Consider the following 22,196-nt stretch of genomic DNA (forward strand, 5'->3'; position numbering starts at 1 on the left):
AAGGAGCAGAAAATGAGTATTATAAGAGATATCCTTCACGATGAGGGCGGACTTGACTGGCTGAATGGCAAGTTTGATTCGGTCTCGCTGTTTAATGGTGAGATGGATATAACGATATATGGTGATTCAGACGAGTATACCGAATATGCTGAAAAATGCATAGCCCATTATAACTGCCTTAATGAGAATCCCGAGCTTATGGCTGATATCCGTGAGAAGCTTGCTAAATTCATGTACTATATGCGTGATGAATGGGAGTCTATGGGCATATATGTTGATATAGCCGAGGATACTGAAAAGGCTGTGGAAGAATATGAATCGGGTGGGGATATACTGAAATATCTCACGAAACCCTGCCTTAATATTGAAATGTCTGAAGACTATTCAGATGAGACAGGCTACAGCATCACAGCAGAGTGTCCTTGGGAGCCCGAGCATCAGTGTTCGATCATCATAAGGGGAGATCAGCTGAAATATGTTGGTCCGGATGACGGAAACACCCCATGGGATGACGATGATGAGTATTACTGCATCTGGCTTGACGAGGAACAGTGATACTTTCCACAAAAGTAATAAGAGCGTATGCATTTTGACTTTGCATACGCTCTGTTTGTTTATTTCTTGTTTGCGTCAGGTGCAATGAACATGGAATCACCGAAGGAGAAGAAACGGTATTTTTCTTCCACGGCAATCTTGTAGGCGTTCATAGTGTTCTCGTATCCTGCGAAAGCTGATACCAGCATGATAAGGGTGCTTTCGGGCAGGTGGAAGTTGGTTATCAGACCATCGAGGACCTTGAATTCAAATCCCGGGTAGATGAATATTTCCGTGAATCCGTCGCAGGGCTTTATTTCGCCGTAGAAAGCGGCTACACTTTCGAGGGTGCGGCAGGAAGTCGTGCCTACTGCGATAACGCGGCCGCCCTCTGCCTTGGTCTTGTTGATGAGGTCGGCGGTGCGTTTGGGAAGTTCGTAGTGTTCGCGGTGCATCTTGTGATCAAGTACTTTGTCTTCCTTGACAGGTCGGAATGTTCCTAGACCGACATGGAGGGTCACATATGCAATATTAACTCCCATAGCTTCGATATCCGCGAGCTGTTCCTTTGTGAAATGCAGACCTGCAGTTGGTGCTGCGGAAGAGCCTATCTCGTTGGAATATACTGTCTGGTAACGCTCTTTGTCCTTGAGCTTTTCAGTTATATAAGGGGGAAGCGGCATCTGTCCTATTTCGTCCAGTGCAGCAAAGAAGTTTGTGGCATCACTGCACTCGAATTTTGCGATGCGGTTGCCGTCTTCGAGAACTTCCGTTATCTCGGCAGTGAGAAGACCGTTGCCGAATACGAAACGTCTGCCCACGCGGGCTTTTTTACCGGGACGGCAGAGTATCTCCCATTCAAGATTGCTCCTCTGTTCGACCAGCAGGAATTCGATGAATGAGTGAGTATCCTCGGTCTCGCCGTAGATACGTGCGGGAAGAACTCGGGAATCATTCAGTACCAGTAAGTCACCTTTTTTCAGATGATCGCATAGATTATAGAAGTGGTCGTGACCTACCTCGCCTGTGTTGCGGTCAAGGCAAAGCATCCTTGATGCGTTGCGGGGCTCGATGGGTGTCTGGGCTATGAGTTCCTGAGGAAGCTCATAGAAAAAATCGGACTTTTTCATGTTGTTGAGGTCTAGCATATTAACTCTCCTTGCTTATATCGTATGCCGCGTAATGAACAAAATCTGCGGCTGATTGCTGACAATTTACAGAAAATTCATATAAAACTTTTCGGAACATGGGCGCTTACTATTGACAAGCGGCGGAATATGTGTTATCCTTTATTTCAGAACAGATAGAGGTGCGGTTGAAAAGAGTAGCACGGTCTGTCATGCGGTATTCCGCGGACTAAGTTTCCCAAGCCGAATGACCGATGTGAAAGGTAAAACTGCCGAAGCTGCGATGTGGGGTATCGTTTGCTGACTGATGGTTTAATAGGTCATCGGTTGTCATCATGACTTTATGATGGAGTGCTATCGGCGGAAATTAATTTTGCCAACATTCTTATTATATTGTATGATGCGCCGGTTTTCAACCGGTTTTTTTGTTATTTGTCAATTTTTTATGTTTTGCGCAAAATGCTGTCGGAATACGCAAGTATATTTGGCGTAATTGACGGTGCCGTGCAAGAGGAAAAGGAGTTTTTAGTTATGGAAAAGAAATTCAAGGTAGGTATCATCGGTGCGACCGGTATGGTAGGTCAGAGATTTTCTCTGCTTCTCGACAAGCACCCCTGGTTTGATGTAGTATGTCTGGCTGCTTCCCCCAGAAGTGCAGGCAAGACTTATAAAGAGGCTGCAGGCAGCAAGTGGAAGCTGGCTGATCCTATGCCTAAGTCCATGGAGGATATGGTTATCCTCAACGCTGAGGAAGATGTTGAGAAGATCGCTTCTATGGTTGACTTCGTATTCTGCGCAGTTGATATGAAGAAGGACGAGATCAGAGCTCTGGAAGAGAAGTACGCTAAGGCTGAGTGCCCTGTTGTTTCCAACAACTCTGCTCACAGACACACTGATGACGTTCCTATGGTTATCCCTGAAATCAACCCCGAGCACATCGAGATCATCGCTTCTCAGAGAAAGAGACTCGGCACAAAGAGAGGCTTCATCGCAGTTAAGTCCAACTGCTCACTGCAGAGCTATGTTCCCGCACTGGCTCCTCTGCACGCAAAGTACAAGGTAACAAAGGCACTGGCTTGCACATATCAGGCAATCAGCGGCGCAGGCAGAACTTTCGAGACATGGCCTGAGATGCTGGATAACGTTATCCCTTATATCGGCGGTGAGGAAGAGAAGAGTGAGCAGGAGCCCATGAAGATCTGGGGCCATATCGAAGGCGACAAGATCGTTGATGCTACAACTCCCGCAATCACTGCACAGTGCCTGAGAGTTCCCGTTTCTGACGGTCACACTGCTGCTGTATTCGTAAGCTTCGAGAACAAGCCCAGCAAGGAAGAGATCCTCCAGACATGGAAGGAATTCGCAGGTGTTCCTCAGGAGATCAATCTGCCTTCCGCTCCTAAGCAGTTCCTGAACTACTTTGAGGAGAATGACAGACCTCAGGCTAAGCTTGACAGAAACCTCGAGGGTGGTATGGCTGTTTCCATCGGCAGACTGAGAGAAGATACTCAGTATGACTACAAGTTCGTTTGCCTGTCTCACAATACACTGAGAGGCGCTGCAGGCGGTGCTGTTCTGCTGGCTGAGCTTCTGGCTGCTAAGGGCTATTTTGACTAATTAAAAAAGATGATACGGTCGGCGGGCGGCAGTAAACTGCCGCTTAGCATGACTTTCAACAAGATCATTGATCTTAACGATCAAGGAGAATAATTATGAAGAATACAATTTTTACCGGCGCAGGCGTGGCTATCGTCACACCTATGAACGCCGATGGTTCTATCAACTTCGATAAGCTGGGTGAGCTTATCGAATGGCAGATAGCTGAGGGCACTGATGCTATCATTATTTGCGGCACTACCGGCGAAAGCTCTACAATGGGCGATGATGAGCACGTTGAGGCTATCAGGTATGCTATCGAAAAGGTCAACCACAGGATCCCTGTTATTGCAGGTACAGGTTCAAACCATACCGAGTATGCAGTTGGTCTTTCCAAGAAGGCTGAGGAACTTGGTGCTGATGCTGTACTGCTGGTAACACCTTACTACAACAAGACCTCTCAGAAGGGTCTTATAGTACACTATACAACTATAGCAAACGCTATAAATATCCCGATAATACTTTACAATGTTCCTTCCAGAACAGGCGTGAACATCACTCCCGAAACTCTGAAGGAGCTCTCAAAGGTAAAGAACATCGTGGCTGTTAAGGAAGCAAGCGGCAATATCTCGCAGATAGCAAGAGTTGCAGCACTTTGCGGCGATGAACTTGATATCTATTCGGGTAACGATGATCAGATCGTTCCTATCATGGCACTGGGCGGAAAGGGCGTTATTTCTGTACTGTCCAACGTTATGCCTAAGGAGACTCACGAGATCACACAGCTTTGCCTGGAGAACAAGTATCCCGAGGCACAGGCTAAGATGAATAAGATCCTCGATTTCGCAAACAGCAACGGTCTGTTCTGCGATGTCAACCCTATCCCTGTAAAGGAAGCTCTTAATCTCATGGGCTGGGATGTTGGCGAATGCCGTCTGCCTCTGGTTAAGATGGAAGAAGCTAAGATCGAGAAGCTCAGAGCTAAGATGGCTGAGCTGGGTCTTGTAAAGTAAAAAGCAATTGACGGGGCGGAGCGGTGAACGCTCTGCCCTTGATTTTTATCGTGTAAATGAAAGGACTGATAAAAATGACAAATATAGTTATATGCGGCGCAAACGGTCACATGGGCAGAGTTATCGCCGATGTAATAAGCAACCGTGATGACTGCAAAACTATCGCGGGAATCGACAAAGTGACTGCTCAGTATGCAGATTTCCCTATATATGAGAATGCTTCTGAACTTCCAGAAAAGCCCGATGTTATAATAGACTTTTCACACCCCTCAACTCTTGATAGTCTGCTTGATTACTGCCGTTCCAACGGAACTGCACTTGTAGTTGCTACCACAGGCTACAATGAGGAACAGACTGCCAAGATCAAGAAGGCTGCTGAACAGATACCTCTGTTCTTCACCTTTAATATGTCACTGGGCGTTAATCTGCTGGCTGATCTGGCTCGCAGGGCTACTAAGATATTGGGCGACCAGTTCGATATCGAGATCATAGAGAAGCACCACAACCAGAAGCTTGATGCTCCCTCGGGCACTGCTATTATGCTGGCTGACGCTATCAATGGTGAGCTTGACAACAGATGTTCCTATACTTATGACAGACACTCCGTTCGTGCTAAGAGAGGCAAGAACGAGATCGGTATGCACTCGGTGCGCGGCGGCACTATCGTAGGTGAGCATGAGATAATCTTTGCTGGCAGAGATGAAGTCGTAAGCCTGAAGCATGAAGCACATTCTAAGTCTGTATTTGCAGTTGGTTCTGTAAATGCTGCCATCTTCCTGAAGAACAAGCCCGCAGGTCTTTATGCTATGGATGATCTGCTGAAAGAGGACTAAGTAATATTTTATATTCTTTTGTATGAGACCTTCCCGAAAACGGGGAGGTCTTTTTGTATGTCGATGACTTGAATAGCAAAAAAATAATATCGAAAAACAATAAAAAACTATTGACAAACAGTTTGGAGTGTGATATAATACAAATCAAGAAAGATAGGAGACAACGATTATGAAAGAAAATAAATTTAAGATATTGAACGCAATAGTATTTGTGCTGACCTTTTTTGTGTTCCCTGCGTGGCTTGTCGGTATAAACACATCAAGAATTTCTTTCTATTGCATTTTAGGTACGATCGTGTTTATGATCGCTACGTGGAAATTTTATAATAATGACAGCGAAATAGAAAATAGCGTGATAATACTGATCTTTTTGAGGATAGCTTTGCTTTTGTGTTTAGCGGGGGTATATCTGCCGTCGATAGTGATCAATAATTTTGATGATACAAAAAGTATGTACATTTTAAAACGGCTGAATTACGCTCATGGGGTGTACGGATTTAGCGGAGAAAGACTGGAGTATTACAAAAAGATTTTCCCAGAAAACCTTCCCGATGAATGTGATGACTATGAATATCTGACTCAGGGTGGTATGTATGACTTCTATCCCGGATCTCGTCTGATGTTTCGCACAGATGAAGAAACTATAGAGAAGTATGCGGAATACTATGCCGGTTTTTGTGAAAGGAAATACAATGGTGCTCTTTACGATGATATAGATGATATAAGTATTGAAGAAGAGCTTGAAAAAACAGAGGTTGCGCTCGATGGTTTTTTGTCAAGATCCGGATTAGTAGACAGATGGGGTGAAGGGAAAGATAAATGGTTTGAAAAGTTCAAAAATGCTGAGATCTATTCGATAGATGGGATTTTTCGCGAAGGTGTGCTGCTTGATAAAGACAGCGGGTATGTGGTTATAACGATAGATGAACCAAAGTGATAAAATAACACAAGTTGCAAAAGAGAGGCTACAACGACGATGAAGGAAAGCAGATTAAAGAAGTTGAATAAATTGATACTTGTGTTGCATATCGTGTTTCCTCTGTGGTTTTATATGAGTGTATATACGATCGGGATATCGTTTTATTCTTTGTTAGGTTCGATCGTGTGTATGATCGTTACTAAAATAGTATATCAGAAAGCCAGATACATTAATAACGGAACGAAGATTATAAATGCCTTGAGGGCAGGTTTGCTTTTGTGCTTAGCGGGGATATATCTGCCTTCCTTGGTGCTTTTAAATTTTAAGAATACAAAAAGTATGTATAGTATAAAAAGGTTGGATTACGCGCATGGTGTCTACGGCAAGAATGCGGAGTATTACAAAAATCTTTTGCCTGAAAGACTTCCCGATGAATGCGAGGATTATTCATTCATTACTCGTGGTTGTATGATAGCACAAGATTATCATGCATCATCATGTCTGTCATTCCGCACTGATGAAAGGACGATAGACAGTTATGCCAAATACTATGGCGGTATATGCGATGAGAGAAGGGTGAAAGATGAAAGCGAAAACGAGATAAAGGGTATTGACTGGTTCTGTGATAATGCTCGGATAGATGAAAGCAAGCGGGACGAATTCGAGAACGCAGAACTTTACTGGATAAACGGGAACTTTCCCAATGGTGCACTGCTTGACAAAGACAGCGGTTATGTTGTGATACTGACATAGGAAATCCTAGGACAACAAAAGAGGGGGATCTTATCAGAGGATGAATGGAGATATACTTTTTTATTATAGAGTTTATGTTATATTTTTTACTTGCATTTTACAGCGCTGTGTGATATAATGTGTATGTAATATTTTTGTTTGAAAGGAACTGATCGCAATGCTGTCAGATATCGAGATAGCCAAGCAGGCTAAAATGCTGAAAATTTCCGAGATCGCCAAGAAACTCGGGATAACAGAGGAGGAATATGAACCTTACGGTCATTACAAGGCTAAGCTCTCAGAATCTCTTTATGAAAAGACAAAGGATAAGCCCAACGGTAAGCTGATACTTGTTACTGCCATAAACCCTACACCTGCTGGTGAGGGAAAGACTACCATTTCGGTAGGTCTGCATGAGGCTATGCACGTTATTGGCAAGAATTCAATACTCGCACTGAGAGAACCATCCCTCGGACCTGTGTTCGGCATAAAGGGTGGTGCTGCAGGCGGTGGATATGCTCAGGTAGTTCCTATGGAAGATATAAACCTCCATTTTACTGGAGATATGCACGCTATTACTGCGGCTAACAATCTGCTTTGTGCACTGATCGACAACTCCATGCAGCAGGGCAATCCTCTGCATATCGACCAGAGAAGGATAATGTTCAAGAGATGTCTTGATATGAATGACAGAGCGCTGAGAGATATAATCATCGGTCTGGGTTCTAAAGTCAACGGTATACCGAGAGAGGATTCTTTCCAGATAACCGTGGCTTCTGAGATAATGGCTATACTCTGTCTGGCGGCTGATCTTGAAGATCTTAAAAAGCGTATCGAGCGTATACTTGTTGCTTATACCACCGATGGCAAGCCGGTTTTCGCTAAGGATATCGGCGGCTGCGGCGCTATGGTGGCACTGCTTAAAGATGCACTGAAGCCTAATCTCGTGCAGACATTGGAGAACAATCCTGCGCTGATACACGGCGGTCCTTTCGCAAATATCGCTCACGGCTGTAACTCTGTAAGAGCAACTAAGCTTGCCCTGAAACTGGCTGATTACACTATTACCGAAGCAGGCTTCGGTTCCGATCTTGGCGCTGAGAAGTTCTTTGATATCAAGTGCCGTTTTGCAGGACTCAAGCCCAGCTGTGTAGTTCTGGTTGCGACTATCCGTGCGCTGAAATACAACGGCGGCGTTGCACGTGCAGATCTTACTGCTGAAAATGTACCCGCACTGGAAAATGGTATCGTAAACCTCAGGACACATATCGAGAACATGAAGAAGTTCGGTGTGCCTGTTGTTGTTGCTATCAACAGATTTGCATCCGATACGGAGGCTGAGATCGAAGTTATCAAAAAGACCTGCGCTGAGATGGGTGTTGAGGTATCACTGGCTGAGATATTTGCAAACGGCGGCAAGGGCGGTACTGATTTGGCTGAAAAGGTAGTTGCTACCATTGAAAATAACGAGAGCAACTTCAAGCCACTTTATGATGAAAAGCTGCCTATCAAGGAAAAGTTGGGCGTGATCGCTAAGGAGATCTACCGTGCTGACGGTGTTATTTTCACCGCTCAGGCTGAAAAGGCACTGAAAGAGATCAATGAACTGGGCTACGACAAGATACCTGTATGTGTTGCAAAGACACAGTATTCGCTTTCTGACGACCCCACCAAGCTTGGCAAGCCCGAGGGCTTTGAGATAACTGTCCGCGATCTGAGAGTATCGGCAGGTGCAGGATTTGTTGTAGCTTACACAGGTGATATCATGACCATGCCGGGTCTGCCCAAGGTGCCTGCTGCCAATAATATCGACTGTGACAATAAGGGCAATATCTATGGATTGTTCTGATAAATACAGAGGTGCGAAATGAAAACCAAAGTCATACCCGAAGAAGTGACAGCAAAGGGCGTTGACGTAAATGAGTCCGATAAAGCGGACAAAAAACATAAGCACACACAACTTAAATGGCTCATCGGCAGCACGGTTGTTTTCGTGCTGCTGAATGTGCTTGCATGGAAAAGCACACCATTCTGCGATTTTTACCAGAAGTGGATATACCCGCTGTGGGCACAGACCTACGGCCGTGTGACTTCACTGCTGCCTTTCTCTTTTGGAGAATTGCTGATAGCGATAGCTGTTTTCGGTATACCTCTCTCACTTATAGTGATGATCGTTCTGCTTATTATCAAAAAGGGCAGGCGTGGGAAAGTTGCAAGGATATTCGGGTTTATTTACGGATGGATACTGGTATTTATCCTTGGTACAGAAACGCTGAACTGCTTTATACTGTATCATACTTCTACATTTGAAAAGCTGAACGATATCAGTACAGAAGAGCACACCCATGAAGAACTGGAAGCGCTAGGATACCGCATAGTCTCTCAGGTTAACGTGCTTTCAAAAAAGGTGCAGCGTGATGAAGATGGTCGATTTGTGCTGACTGCGGATACCGACGATACAGCACGGGATGCTATCGAGGGTCTGGAAGAAGAGTTTGTAAACTTCGGCGGATATGAAGTTCACCCCAAACCCATTTACTGCTCGTTTTTTATGAGCCAGATGGATCTTATGGGGATTTATTTCCCGTTTTCGATGGAAGCAAACTACAACACTGATATGTACAAGGCGAAGCTGCCGAACACTATCTGTCACGAACTTGCCCATACGAAGGGCTTTATAAGGGAAGAAGAAGCGAATTTCATCGCTTTTGTTGCCTGTGACCGCTGTGATAATGTGGATTATAGGTATTCCGGTTATCTTTCGGCGCTGACCTATGTTCGCAATGAGATATTTGAGTACTGTGACGAAGAAACAATGGTTGAATTTGATAATGCCATCTGTGACGAGGTATGGGCAGATATCGACGGAAACCGTGCATACTGGGAGTCAGTGGAAGAAGCCGAAGACACAGTGTTTGAAAGCGAAAGTGTCAGTGAAGTTAGCGAAAAGGCTATGGAGACTTCTCTGCAGGCTAACGGAGTTGAGGACGGTCTCGAATCTTACTGCAGAATGGTTGATCTTATGTTGAATTATTACGGCGAGCACAAGTTCGTCGGTGAAGAATAGTGAGTTGAGATAAATTGAACTTTACTTTCAGGACTTCCTCTCCTGAGCAGACTATCGCACTCGGACGTGAGATAGGCAAACGTCTGCGCGGTGGCGAGGTTATCGCCTACCGCGGCGGGCTCGGTGCAGGAAAAACAACGATAACACGCGGTATCTCAGATGGGCTTGGGCTTGGTGACGAAGTGACTTCGCCTACCTTTGCTCTTGTAAACGAGTACCGAAAAAAGGGCTGCAAAATTAGCCTGATACACTTTGATATGTACCGTATAACCTCCGGGGAAGATTTGGAAACTACGGGATTTTTCGACTATATGGACGAGGATACGGTACTGGCTGTGGAATGGTCGGAGAATATAGACGATGACCTGCCCGATGACTGTATCAGGATAACGATAAACAGGATATCCGATGATGAGAGAGAGCTCACCATCGAGACCTGCGGCGGAGATGACAGATTTGAAAATATTAGCTATTGATACAAGCGGCAAAACGGCTTCTGTTGCAATAAGTGACGGAGCACGACTGCTGTGGGAAAAGACGGTTTTTACTAAGCTTACACATTCGCAGGTGATACTGCCGATGGTGGAGAGCGCTCTGGAAGAAACGGGAATTGACTATCCCGACATTGACTGCATCGCAATCGCCAACGGACCCGGTTCTTATACCGGGCTCAGGATAGGCGTTGGTGCTGTTAAGGGCATCTGCATGGGTGCGCCGAACATCAAAGCGGCAGGAGTATCGACTTTACTGGCGCTGGCTTACAACTGTGTGGGCTTTGAGGGAAAGATATTCTCAGTGATGAGAGCTCGCCCTAAGATAATCTACGCTGCGGCATTTGAAAGCAGCGGCGGAAAGATCATACGTATGACCGAGGATAAGGTCTGCGGTGAGGACGAATTCTTCTCGCAGATAGGCTTCTGCGGAAATGTCATGCTGGTAGGTGACTGTGCCGAGGAGATAAAGGCAGGTCGTTTTGCTGAGTCTGACAATGTGCGTACAGCTCCGCTGAACTGTGTTCTGCAAAGAGCATCGTCGCTTTGTCTTGCGGTCGAAGATGATCCGACGCTTATGTGCAGTGCTGATGAACTGGCAGTGTCCTATCTTCAGGCGACTAAGGCTGAAAAAGACAAGGCTCACCGCGACAGTTGAACGCGATCTGTCCTGCGGACAGTTCAATAAATTTGAATTGTGGTACAGGATATTTTATATTGAGGTGGAGTTGTTATGAAGAGATTTATCGACCCGTTTTATGCGTATGCATTGCTTTTATCGGCGACGGTTTGCCTTCTGTTAAAGGGGCATGGAAAAGAATTTCTTATAATATCGATTGTTCTTCATGTGATGGCTTTAATTGAATTCTTTATGTTGTTTGGAAATATGAAAAAGAGGAAAAGGGAAGATTTGGACATTTGAGAAAATGTATCTAAAATCAAAATGTGGAGGTAAACTACTATGAAACTTGCAATTGGTTGCGATCATGCAGGTCCCGAGCTTAAAAAAGAGGTACTTGCATATCTGGATGAGATAGGCGTGGAATATGTTGATCTGGGCGTTCAGGAAGGCGAAAAATGCGATTATCCTGACAAGGCTCAGGAAGTATGCGCTAAGGTCACAAGCGGTGAGTGCGAAATGGCTGTACTTATCTGCGGCACAGGTATTGGAATGTCTATGGCGGCAAATAAGGTAAAGGGCATAAGGGCTGCTTGCTGTTCGGATTATTTTTCGGCTAAGTATACTAGAGCTCACAACGATGCGAATGTTCTGTGTATAGGAGCAAGAGTAGTTGGTGCAGGTCTTGCCTGCGAACTTATCAAGGTATTTATCGATACTCCTTTCGAGGGAGGCAGACATCAGCGCAGAGTTGATAAGATCCATGCCATCGAAAATGTATAATATAAAAAATCAATTTATATAGTTGATTAATTTTGTTTAAATTGATATGATTTACTCCCCAAAATCGGTGATTTTTTACAAAAATTCCGACTTTTGGGAGTTTTTTTATTTGTTTGGAAAATTCTTTCTATTGACAAGCTTTGTGAAATCGAGTATAATATATGGCATTGAATGTAACCGTTATGTAATAAACTGTAACTTTTACGGAGGTCTATATTTATGAAATTTATCAAAGCGGCATCGGGCGCAGTCATCGCGGGTATTATTATCGCGGGCATGACCCTGACAGCCAGTGCTGATGAAGTCAGCAAGGAAGTTATAAGCGATGGAGCCATTGCGGTCACTAATGCTGAAAAGAATGACGATGGTGGTTATCTGAAATACAAGCATAACCTCATCGCTAATAAATTTGCGAGTATATCTCCTGCGGGCAGGATCAAGCAGAACTATTCCACAATATGCGGTACTTTCGGTTCTTACCTTAGCCACGACAGCAGATTCGACGGAATGAACAGAACATATCTTATCGACGTTTCGCAGTGGCAGGGAAAGATAGACTGGAAAAAAGTCAAGGCAGACGGCATAAACGATGTTATAATCAGACTTGGATATCGTGGTTATGGCTCAGCAGGCACGCTTATGATGGATAACAGTTTCTATGAGAATATCAATGGTGCAAAAGCTGCGGGTCTGAAAGTAGGAATATATTTCTACACTCAGGCTATAAGCTACGCTGAGGCTCGTGCAGAGGCTGACTTCTGTGCTAATGCGCTGAAAGGCTATACTCTTGATCTTCCTGTATACTATGATATCGAGAGCGTTGACTACGATTACGGCAGACTTGACCATGCAGGTCTTACAAAGGCTCAGAAGACAAAGCTATGCAAGGAGTTCTGCAACAGGATTGAGTCTTACGGCTATGAGTCGGGCGTATATGCTAACCTTTACTGGCTGAATAATATGATAAACGGTCCCGAACTTGGTAATGATTACAAGACCTGGGTCGCTGCGTATATGTCACAGCTTAATTACGCAGGCATATATGATATGTGGCAGTATTCAAGCAATGCTGATATCAGCGGCATCAAGGGCAGTGTAGATATCAACGTTATGTATGACGTGAATTACGCTCCTACAACCAAAGTTAATTTAAATATCGAAAACGGAGTGCTTACCTGGAATGAGGCAGCGGGAGCTGACGGTTACACTGTATATGGTTCTGACAACGGTACCGATACTTATGAGGTTGCCAATGTTACAGGTACAAGCTTTGAGATAGACGGTCAGACAGCAGGTAAATACTGTGTTGCAGCATACAACTATTTCAGCGGAAAGAATCACTACGGTAAAACCTCCAATATGGTTGACAGCTTCCGCCAGGCACCTGAAGGTGTTGATGCAAAGAGAAACGGTATCAACAAGGTCATGGTCAGCTGGGATGCTGTTCCTGAGGCAGCCGGATATGAGGTATACACTGTAACTGATGGCAAATTAATGCGTATTAGCAAGACAGCTGATACCGGCTTTGAGATAATCGGAAAAAATCTTCAGAAGAAAAAGGTCGCTGTAAGAGCTTATAACAAGAATGGCTTATGCGGTGAATTTTCAGAACAGGTCGATCTTCCCGGTAATGCTCCCGCAGGTGTGCCTACAGCTGAGTTAAGGGCTAACAGACTGGTATGGACAGCTGTTCCCGAGGCAGATGGCTACATCATAACCAGAAATCTTAATGGTAAAGTCAGTGAGCTTGCTGTCAATGACACCAGTTATTTTGTTGACGACAGCCAGACTGCTGATTTCTATGTTCAGGCTTATATAGAGCTCGAAGGTGAGAAGTTCTATACTGAACGTTCAAATATCTGCTCATTCAAGGGTGTTAATTATCCTCCTAAGGGTTCTATCGAACTGGATTCAGATGCAGATGGTCTGACATGGAATAAGATCGATGATGCCCTTGGCTATGTTGTATATGAGCTTACTAATGACGGCAGAGAGGTCGAGATAGGCAGAGTTGATCGCTGTCATTTCAGCACCGATGATACAGAGGCAACTGTTTTCCTGGTTAAGGGTTACAATGTCAAGAACGATCAGGAGTTTTATACCGAGGCATCAAACCGAGTGATAATATCACTGCCCGAAGTTACTGAAGCTGCACTGGTCAGCAAGACCAATGATTATGCAGTTATCTCGTGGAACGATATCGAGGACTGCGATGAATACATGGTTTACCTTGACAAGGGCGAAGGTTACGAACTGTATTCTACTGTAAGGGGCAATATGGCTATGATCGGCGATCTTAAGGATGCTGATTTTGCTAGTGTAAGAGTAAAGGGCTATATCGGAGACAAGAACGTCGTAAGTTACGGTCTGTTCTCGAATCAGCTTTATATCATAGGCGATGAAAAATCAAGACCGACTAAAGAGGTTCTTGACTTCGACGACATTTTAGGTTAATCACATATTTAGCGGCTCCGCTTTTGGCGGGGCTGCTTTTTTTGATGGTGGAAAAGATGTTGTCATTGCGGTGGAATTTTTTGCTCCGCGGTGTCTTTACATTTGCGGGATTTTGTGTTATAATGATAACGTATGGAATGAAACTGAAATGATCGGAAGTGATGTGGTGAGCTGTTTACGTTTGAGCCTTGCTGCGGCTGTGACGGCGCTAAGTGTCGGACTCAGCGGCTGTACCGGGTTCAGCTTTACGGTTGACGGTCTTCTAAATGCTCCAAAGCTCACCGAGGAGCAGGGCGAGATCCATGAAGCTCTGACGGCTGCTGTCGGTGGAAGCGTTACACTGAAGTATCCCAGAAACGGTGATAACCGTTCGGCTTTTGTTATAGGAAATCTTGACGGAGATCCCGGCAAGGAAGCACTGGTATTCTACGAATACAACACAGGTGCAGGCTCGGATAACGGTATAAGAGTCAATCTGCTGGACAAAGATGAGAACGGTAAATGGTTCTCGGTAAAGGAGCTTGCAGGTGCAGGTACTGAAGTTGACAGAGTTATAATCGCGCAGATGGGCGAGAAAAACCGTTACAATGTGCTGGTAGGTTATCAGTCGGTGACAGGTACAGATTGTGCACTGGAGATATACAGCTGTTATGACGGAGATTTCAAACGTGTTGGTACTGATACTTATTCGGTGCTGGATACGCTGGATATAAATTATGACGGCTATCGCGAGATAGTTACGATACAAAGGCAGACCAATTCGGAAACAAATGCAACATCTGCTAAGGCTTCGCTTCTGGATATGTCTGCGGATAATGAACTTGTCAGGACAGAGGGCATAGATATGTGCTCAAATGTCGTGAATTACGTCAATACCTGCTCGGGTCTGCTGAACAAACAGCATGAGGCGATATTTATTGACGGCATGAATTCTGACGGCAATCTTCAGACGGAGATAGTTTACTATCGGTATTCGAGTTTGCAGAATCCCATGCAGTTAAGTCCGCAGAAGCTTCTGCCCCTTTGTACAAGACCGTCGGGCTATTACAGCACTGATGTTGACGATGACGGCATAGTTGAGATACCATCGGTAAAGCCTATGACGGGTTATGAGAATGCTATCACCGATGAGATGGTATACATGACCACATGGAACGTATACAAGGATTTCTTTGACCTGACGGAGAAGTATCACGGATACTACTCAATATCCAACGGTTATTTCTTCGCTTTCCCCAACAGGTGGAACGATCAGGTGACGATCAAGAGGGAACCGGATATGTCGGAACTGGTGTTTTACAAATACAGCGGTGATATCAACAGTTCAAATACCGAAATTATGAGAATAGCGGCTGTGAGCCGAAAGGACAGTGAGTCCTATGCAGACGATGGTTATAAACTCATCGCCAGCAAGGGTCAGCTGGATTATTATGTAAAGCTTCCCGAGGATAAGAGGGAACAATTGATACTCACCATAGATGAGGTCAAGAACAATTTCTTTATCGTTGGCTGATGCACGATAATTACTGAAATAATAAACGAGAGGAGAACTTTTACTATGAAAAAAGTGCTTGTTTGCGAAGATGAAGACTCCATCCGCGAGTTTGTGGTTATAAATCTTGTAAGGAGCGGTTATGAGGTAGTAGATGTTAACTGCGGCGAGGATGCTCTTAAAGCATATGAAGAGAACGAGGGTGGCTTCGATGTTGCTCTGCTGGATATAATGATGCCCGGTATCGATGGTATGCAGGTATGCAAAAAGATACGCGAGAAGAACAATTCTGTTGGTATCATCATGCTTTCTGCCAAGAGCCAGGAAATGGATAAGATATCCTGCCTGATGAGTGGTGCGGACGATTATATCACCAAACCGTTCTCCATATCCGAGCTTATCGCCAGAGTTGACGCAGTTTGCAGAAGAGTCAACCGCTCTGCTGTTAAGCCCGAGGAGGCTTCTACTATAACTTCGGGACCTTTTGTGCTTAATCTCAAAAGCAGGACCGTTCTCAAGAACAATAAGCAGATAGATCTGACCCAGGTAGAATACCAGATAATGGAGTATTTCTTCAAGAATCAGAATGCTGCTCTGGACAGATCCAGTATACTCAACCATATCTGGGGCGAGAGCTATTACGGCGATGACAAGATCGTTGACGTAAATATAAGACGTATCCGCATGAAGATCGAAGATGAACCCTCAAATCCTAAGTATATACTGACGATCTGGGGATTCGGCTATAAGTGGTCGGGCGGAAACGGTTAAGGAGTACTGCTGAAATTGAGCGTTGATATTAAACGGAGATACCGCGGCAGAGAGAGCATAACTAGGCACTGGCTGATAAACAGCATGGGCATTGTTACGCTGATACTTCTGGCGGTGGAGATAGTGCTGATAGTGATAGTGCGGAGCTATTACTATACTTCAGCTAAGCAGTACCTGACTTCAAAAATGAATATCATAACCACTTCGGTGATGAATTCGGCAGGGGATACAACTAACTACAATGCTGAGATAAGAAGCATTGTGGAGAGCTATGAGGACAAGGACAGGATAGAGCTGATGGCTATAACCGCTGATGGTGATGTCGATGTTACTTCCTCGGGATTTTCACTGGAGGGCAGTGACAGCATGACCGATTACGCAGAGGCAAAGGCTTCGGCGGCGGGTACGGCTGCGCAGATAATCAAGCTGCCTACAGGTGAAAAAGTGGTGGCTGTAACTTCTGTCATATCCCCTAAGGGCTGCGACTATGAAGCTCTCAGGATGCTGAGTTCCATGAAGAACGTAGATAATCAGATAGTTATGATAATAGCGGTGATATCTGCTATCGTGCTGGGTATAATCCTGCTGATGTTCTTCACAGGTATGTATTTTATAAGGCAGATAGTTATACCTATCCGCGGTATTGCTGATATAACACATAAGTATGCTAAGGGCGATTTCTCGAAGCGTATCGAGAAAAAAAGCGAGGACGAGCTGGGGCAGCTGTGCGACTCCATAAACAACATGGCTGAAGAGCTTTCTAATACCGAGCAGATGAAGAACGAGTTCATATCCTCGGTATCACATGAACTGAGAACACCTCTTACAGCGATAAAGGGCTGGACGGAAACTGTCGCCACGATGTACGGTGATGTGGAGACTTTCAAGAAAGGTATGCGTGTCATCAACAGTGAAACGGAAAGACTTTCACAGATGGTGGAGGAACTTCTTGATTTCTCCCGTATACAGGATAACAGGCTGATGCTCCAGATGGACACCATAGACATACTTGCCGAGTTAGGTGAAACTGTGCTTATCTATCAGGAGAGGGCGAGGGCACTTGGTATCACACTGAATTATTTTGAACCGGATATGCTCCCCTTTGTTTACGGTGACAAGAACAGGCTCAGACAGGTGTTCATCAATGTTGTTGATAATGCGATAAAGTATTCCGACAAGGGAGATACTGTATCAGTTGAGGCTTATGAAGAAGACGGAGATATATGTATATCTGTATCCGATACGGGTATAGGTATATCAAAGGAAGACCTTCCCAGGATAAAGCAGAAATTCTTCAAGGCGAACCACACACGACGCGGTTCGGGTATAGGACTTGCTGTGGCTGATGAGATAATATCAAGACACGGCGGTGTTCTGACTATTGACAGTGAGCAGGGTGTCGGAACTACTGTTATGATAACTCTGCCTTGTATAGAGCAGGAAGATAAGTTGGAGGAAAGCGATACTGTCGATGTTGAGCTGATATCCTCTGATGACAAGCCCGAGGAGGCTATAGAAAGGAAAGAGACCGATGAGCAGTAATGCCGGTAAGGAAAAATTCAAATCAAAAATAGGCGGTCAGGCAGTTATTGAGGGCGTAATGATGCGCGGCATAGACAAGGGCGCTATGGCTAACCGTATGCCCGATGGCACTATCGATTTAGATGAGTGGGAGATAAAGGGCGGCAAAAATCCTGCCTGGTACAGAAAAACACCTTTCATCAGGGGCATATTCAATTTCGTGACCTCGATGATAGATGGCTATAAGTGCATATCACGTTCAGTTGACAAGCAGATGACAGATGACGATGAGGAAGAACCCACAAAGTTTGAGAAATGGCTGGAGGATAAGCTTGGCGACAAGCTGATGCCAATTGTTACCACTATTTCAATGATAATTGGACTTGTTATAGCTATGTTCCTGTTCATGTGGGTGCCCTCGGCTCTGATAAAGCTGGTTGAAAAGCTGGCGGGAACAGAGCTCAACACAGTTCTTAAAAACGTGATAGAGGGCTTTCTCAAGATAGGAATATTCATCGGGTATACTTCACTTACTGCACTTATGCCCGATATGAAGCGCCTTTATGAGTATCACGGTGCTGAGCACAAGACCATTGCCTGCTATGAGGCTGAGACCGAGCTCACTCCTGAAAATGTAAAGCAGTTCACAAGATTTCATCCGAGATGTGGTACAAGCTTTATATTCTTAGTGCTGTTCATAAGTATATTTGTGAACACTATTTTCAGAATATCATGGGCTAGTCTGCCACTGAGAGTGCTGTGCAAACTGGCACTTCTGCCTGTGGTGACGGGTATAGCTTACGAGCTGATACGTCTGGCAGGAAAGTATACCAACGCCTGCACCCGTATATTCTCAGCCCCGGGACTGTGGATACAGCGCATAACCACACGCGAGCCTGATGAAAAAGAGATCGAGTGTGCTATCGCTGCGCTGAAAGCCGTTATACCCGAGAATAAAGAGGACGATCAGTGGTGACTTACAGGGAGCTTCTTAAAGCGCAGGCTGAACGTCTTGAAAAGGCGGGCTGTGATAATGCGTTTTTCGATTGCAGTGAGCTTCTTGGGCTGGCTATGGGCAAGGACTGCCGAAGCGGGACTTTTGAATCTGCGCTTGACGAACAGGCTGAAAGTTCTGTCAGCGCAGCTTTTGAAGAGCTTTGCGGCAGGAGAGAGAATGGCGAGCCTCTTCAGTATCTGCTGGGAGAATGGGAGTTTTACGGTATCCCGATCAAGGTGGGTAAAGGCGTGCTCATCCCAAGACAGGATACGGAAACTCTTGTGGAATTGGCTGTTAAAAAGTACAAAAAATTGGATAATTTAGTTATCGCCGATCTTTGTTCGGGAAGCGGCTGTATCGCACTTGCATTGGAAAAATATCTGCGGTGCAGTGAAGTTTACGCCGTTGAGAAGAGCGAAGAAGCGGCGGGATATCTTCGTGAGAATGTTAAAATGAACGGTTCGGCAGTAAAGCTTGTGATGGGTGATGTGCTCGGATCGTCATGTGTCGAGATCATCCCTGAATGTGACCTGATAGTATGCAATCCGCCTTACCTCACAGGGGAAGATATGGAACGTCTTCAAAAGGAAGTTACTCACGAACCCGAAGAAGCACTTTTTGGCGGAGAGGATGGACTTGATTTTTACCGCACTGTTACACGCATATGGAAAAACAGGCTTAAAACAGGCGGTATGCTGATATATGAGATAGGTATGGGTCAGGAAGATGACGTTATGCAGATAATGGTTCAGCACGGCTTTGAGAACGTCCGCTGTAAGCCCGACCCCTGCGGCATAATGAGATGTGTTATGGGTACAAAAAAATGAATACAAAGCATATCACAACGGAAGAAAAGTTTTATATCTGTGACGGCTGCAAGGTCTATTTCAGCACCGAGGAAGAAGATGACGGCAGCATATGGCTGATAGGTACGCGCGAAAGTGTCAGTAATATCAGGAATTTCTATATCCCGAATACGATAAATGGTGCGCCTGTTGTTTATATCGAAGGTGATATTTTCGATTACAACAATGCGCTTGAACACTTTATCGTTGAAGATGATAATGAGTATTTCCGTATGTATGAGGGCGGCTTGTACTCTAAGGATATGAAGAAGTTCTATTTTATGCCGCCGAAGTTTGACGGAAAGGTATTTTTTGTACCCGAGGGTGTCGAGTGGATAGGGGACACGGCACTGAATGCTAAGTCACTTGAAACTATCGTTATACCCGAGGGCTGTCAACGTATGATAGAGTACAGCTGTGCCGGGATGAGATCGCTGAAACGTATTTATATCCCGAAAAGCATGAAATTTATAGGCTTCAAAGCCTTCAACTTCACTGCACCCGAGGAAGTTTTCTACGAGGGCAGCGAGGAAGACAGGACAAAGATAGACTTCTGCGATGAAGGCTTCAATGCAGGGCTTCTGAACGCGAAGTGGCATTACGACTGCACTATACCGAAGTCGTCTGACGAAATAAAATAATGCCGGTATGTCGGCGGTGATGAAATTTGAAAAACAGGAAGAACTACCTTAAAAGACGTGCAAAAATGCGCAGACTGGTAAACGAAGGCTTTGCCTTTGAAACGGGTCGTGTCTGCGAAGTGTGCGGTGCGGAACTTTATGATTTCCCGATGTATGATGCACTTGGATGCCTTGCCTGCGATAGGTGGGCAGAAGATGTCTGCGGCGATCCTGATTGTCCTATGTGCGCAAAACGTCCCGCAAGACCCTGGGGTATTCTGTTTGATGCAGAATCCGAACTCAGCGGACATATGGCTGTACGTCATGCTCTGATGAGAAAAAGAAGTCTTCAGGATAACTATTTTCATAAGAAAAACGGTTCTGAACGTCGAAAAAGACGCATAGAGTACATTAAAGAGTACAGAAAACGATAATAGTACGAATTTTAGTACGCAAATCTTTAATTTGGCAAAAAATCACTTGCAGTCCGTACAAAGGGACAGTTAATGTGTTATAATATATGCAGGAAAGAAAAATTTCCGATAAAATTGATTTTGAAAGGAAATAAAAAATATGGCTATCGATAAGAAGAAAAAGGAAAAGGACGTTAAGGTCCACAACATCACCGACGCTGAGGAGAAGAAGAAGGCACTTGAAACTGCCATTGCTTTTATTGAAAAGCAGTTCGGTAAGGGTGCTATAATGAAGCTGGGCGATGCAAGGGCTATGGACGTTGAGGCTATCCCCACAGGATCTATGATGCTTGATATGGCTCTTGGTATAGGCGGTGTTCCCCGCGGACGTATCATCGAGATATACGGACCCGAGTCCTCGGGTAAGACAACAGTTGCACTGCATATTATTGCAGAGACCCAGAAGATGGGCGGCGATGTTGCTTTCATCGATGTTGAGCACGCTCTCGACCCTGTATATGCAAAGAATCTGGGTGTTGATATCGACAGTATGCTGGTATCACAGCCAGACAGCGGCGAGCAGGCACTGGAGATAGCCGAAGCACTGGCAAGATCCGGTGCTATCGATTGCATAGTTATCGACTCTGTTGCAGCTATGGTAACAAAGGCTGAGATAGACGGCGAAATGGGCGATACCCACGTAGGTCAGCTGGCAAGACTTATGTCACAGGCTATGAGAAAGCTGACAGGTGTTGTTTCTAAATCCAATACTACCTGCGTATTTATTAATCAGGTGCGTGAGAAGATAGGTGTTATGTACGGCAACCCCGAGACTACTCCCGGCGGACGTGCGCTGAAGTTCTATGCTTCGGTACGTATTGAAGTCAGACGCGGTGAGCAGATCAAGGACGGCGGAGAAGTTCTGGGCAACAGGACTAAATGTAAGGTCGTAAAGAATAAAGTCGCTCCTCCTTTCAAGGAGTGTGAATTCGATATCATGTATGGCAAGGGCATCTCCCGCGTGGGCGAAGTTCTTGATGCGGCTGTTGATCTCGGTATCGTCAAGAAGGGCGGCGCATGGTTCAGCTATGAGGATTACAAACTGGGTCAGGGCAGAGACAACTCCAAGCAGTTCCTGCTGGATCATCCGGATATCATGGCTGAGATCGAGGAGAAGATAAAGGCGGCTTCCGTTGATGATGCACTGGCTTCTTCAAATAAGAAATCTGAGAAAAAATCAAAGCTTGAAGAAAAGGCTAATGCAGGTGCAGGCATCACCGCTGATAAGGCATCTGTCGAACCCGAGAATCCTTCAGATGAGGATTTTGAGGAGTTCGCACCGATAGATATCGACAGTCTCGGTGAGTAA

22 protein-coding genes and 1 riboswitch are annotated in these 22,196 nt (G+C 45.0%); of the genes, 21 read left to right on the plus strand and 1 reads right to left on the minus strand.

Annotation, left to right across the window (positions count from 1 at the left end):
• Positions 1-12 precede the first annotated feature (12 nt).
• Complete coding sequence (locus N773_RS0102750; protein WP_024856335.1) at positions 13-555, plus strand: DUF6985 domain-containing protein; 543 nt, start codon at positions 13-15, stop codon at positions 553-555.
• A gap of 59 nt (positions 556-614) precedes the next feature.
• Here N773_RS0102750 and queA read toward each other — a convergent pair whose 3' ends face one another.
• Positions 615-1,682, minus strand: a complete 1,068-nt coding sequence (queA, locus tag N773_RS0102755; RefSeq protein WP_080678284.1) for a tRNA preQ1(34) S-adenosylmethionine ribosyltransferase-isomerase QueA — start codon at positions 1,680-1,682, stop codon at positions 615-617.
• 148 nt (positions 1,683-1,830) lie between these two features.
• Positions 1,831-2,026, plus strand: a riboswitch (Lysine riboswitch).
• 166 nt (positions 2,027-2,192) lie between these two features.
• On the opposite strand from queA, the gene asd reads away from it, so the two are divergent.
• The 20 genes from asd to recA all read left to right on the plus strand — a co-directional run bounded on the left by asd (position 2,193) and on the right by recA (position 22,196).
• Entirely contained in the window at positions 2,193-3,278 is a 1,086-nt protein-coding gene (gene asd, locus N773_RS0102760) for an aspartate-semialdehyde dehydrogenase (protein WP_024856337.1), read from the plus strand.
• 95 nt (positions 3,279-3,373) lie between these two features.
• A complete protein-coding gene (dapA, locus tag N773_RS0102765; protein ID WP_024856338.1) occupies positions 3,374-4,270 on the plus strand; it encodes a 4-hydroxy-tetrahydrodipicolinate synthase in 897 nt (298 codons plus the stop codon).
• Positions 4,271-4,344: 74 nt separating this feature from the next.
• Positions 4,345-5,103 carry a 4-hydroxy-tetrahydrodipicolinate reductase gene (gene dapB / locus N773_RS0102770; RefSeq protein ID WP_024856339.1) on the plus strand — a complete coding sequence of 253 codons (759 nt, stop codon included), beginning with the start codon at positions 4,345-4,347 and terminating at the stop codon, positions 5,101-5,103.
• A 169-nt stretch (positions 5,104-5,272) separates the two neighbouring features.
• Complete coding sequence (locus tag N773_RS0102775; protein ID WP_024856340.1) at positions 5,273-6,040, plus strand: hypothetical protein; 768 nt, start codon at positions 5,273-5,275, stop codon at positions 6,038-6,040.
• A gap of 321 nt (positions 6,041-6,361) precedes the next feature.
• Positions 6,362-6,775 carry a hypothetical protein gene (locus N773_RS0102780; RefSeq protein WP_024856341.1) on the plus strand — a complete coding sequence of 138 codons (414 nt, stop codon included), beginning with the start codon at positions 6,362-6,364 and terminating at the stop codon, positions 6,773-6,775.
• Between the two features lie 157 nt (positions 6,776-6,932).
• Positions 6,933-8,603: a formate--tetrahydrofolate ligase gene (locus N773_RS0102785; RefSeq protein WP_024856342.1), complete on the plus strand. Its 1,671-nt coding sequence runs from the start codon at positions 6,933-6,935 to the stop codon at positions 8,601-8,603.
• 18 nt (positions 8,604-8,621) lie between these two features.
• Entirely contained in the window at positions 8,622-9,821 is a 1,200-nt protein-coding gene (locus N773_RS0102790; RefSeq protein WP_024856343.1) for a DUF3810 domain-containing protein, read from the plus strand.
• 14 nt (positions 9,822-9,835) lie between these two features.
• The gene (gene tsaE, locus N773_RS0102795) at positions 9,836-10,297 is read left to right on the plus strand and encodes a tRNA (adenosine(37)-N6)-threonylcarbamoyltransferase complex ATPase subunit type 1 TsaE (RefSeq protein ID WP_024856344.1); all 462 of its coding nucleotides are present in this window, start codon (positions 9,836-9,838) and stop codon (positions 10,295-10,297) included.
• Positions 10,269-10,970: a tRNA (adenosine(37)-N6)-threonylcarbamoyltransferase complex dimerization subunit type 1 TsaB gene (gene tsaB, locus N773_RS0102800; protein WP_242840419.1), complete on the plus strand. Its 702-nt coding sequence runs from the start codon at positions 10,269-10,271 to the stop codon at positions 10,968-10,970. The genes tsaE and tsaB overlap by 29 nt, the downstream gene beginning before the upstream one ends.
• A gap of 75 nt (positions 10,971-11,045) precedes the next feature.
• Positions 11,046-11,234, plus strand: a complete 189-nt coding sequence (locus N773_RS0102805) for a hypothetical protein (RefSeq protein WP_024856346.1) — start codon at positions 11,046-11,048, stop codon at positions 11,232-11,234.
• 39 nt (positions 11,235-11,273) lie between these two features.
• Positions 11,274-11,714 carry a ribose 5-phosphate isomerase B gene (gene rpiB / locus N773_RS0102810; protein WP_024856347.1) on the plus strand — a complete coding sequence of 147 codons (441 nt, stop codon included), beginning with the start codon at positions 11,274-11,276 and terminating at the stop codon, positions 11,712-11,714.
• A gap of 219 nt (positions 11,715-11,933) precedes the next feature.
• Positions 11,934-14,168, plus strand: coding sequence for a GH25 family lysozyme (locus N773_RS0102815; protein ID WP_024856348.1), 2,235 nt, complete (start codon positions 11,934-11,936; stop codon positions 14,166-14,168).
• Between the two features lie 148 nt (positions 14,169-14,316).
• A complete protein-coding gene (locus N773_RS0102820; protein ID WP_024856349.1) occupies positions 14,317-15,681 on the plus strand; it encodes a hypothetical protein in 1,365 nt (454 codons plus the stop codon).
• A 45-nt stretch (positions 15,682-15,726) separates the two neighbouring features.
• Positions 15,727-16,431, plus strand: a complete 705-nt coding sequence (locus N773_RS0102825; protein ID WP_024856350.1) for a response regulator transcription factor — start codon at positions 15,727-15,729, stop codon at positions 16,429-16,431.
• 15 nt (positions 16,432-16,446) lie between these two features.
• Positions 16,447-17,973, plus strand: a complete 1,527-nt coding sequence (locus N773_RS0102830; protein ID WP_024856351.1) for a sensor histidine kinase — start codon at positions 16,447-16,449, stop codon at positions 17,971-17,973.
• Positions 17,963-18,928, plus strand: coding sequence for a DUF1385 domain-containing protein (locus N773_RS0102835; RefSeq protein ID WP_024856352.1), 966 nt, complete (start codon positions 17,963-17,965; stop codon positions 18,926-18,928). The genes N773_RS0102830 and N773_RS0102835 overlap by 11 nt, the downstream gene beginning before the upstream one ends.
• A complete protein-coding gene (gene prmC / locus N773_RS0102840; protein ID WP_043537750.1) occupies positions 18,922-19,776 on the plus strand; it encodes a peptide chain release factor N(5)-glutamine methyltransferase in 855 nt (284 codons plus the stop codon). The genes N773_RS0102835 and prmC overlap by 7 nt, the downstream gene beginning before the upstream one ends.
• Positions 19,773-20,435 (plus strand): leucine-rich repeat protein, encoded by a 663-nt coding sequence (locus tag N773_RS0102845; protein ID WP_024856354.1) that lies wholly within the window; start codon positions 19,773-19,775, stop codon positions 20,433-20,435. Before prmC ends, N773_RS0102845 begins: the two co-directional genes overlap by 4 nt.
• A 26-nt stretch (positions 20,436-20,461) precedes the next feature.
• Complete coding sequence (locus N773_RS0102850) at positions 20,462-20,848, plus strand: hypothetical protein (protein WP_024856355.1); 387 nt, start codon at positions 20,462-20,464, stop codon at positions 20,846-20,848.
• Positions 20,849-20,987: 139 nt separating this feature from the next.
• Complete coding sequence (gene recA / locus N773_RS19670) at positions 20,988-22,196, plus strand: recombinase RecA (protein WP_024856356.1); 1,209 nt, start codon at positions 20,988-20,990, stop codon at positions 22,194-22,196.

This window comes from Ruminococcus albus AD2013 (genome assembly GCF_000526775.1).
Taxonomy (GTDB): domain Bacteria; phylum Bacillota; class Clostridia; order Oscillospirales; family Ruminococcaceae; genus Hominimerdicola; species Hominimerdicola alba_A.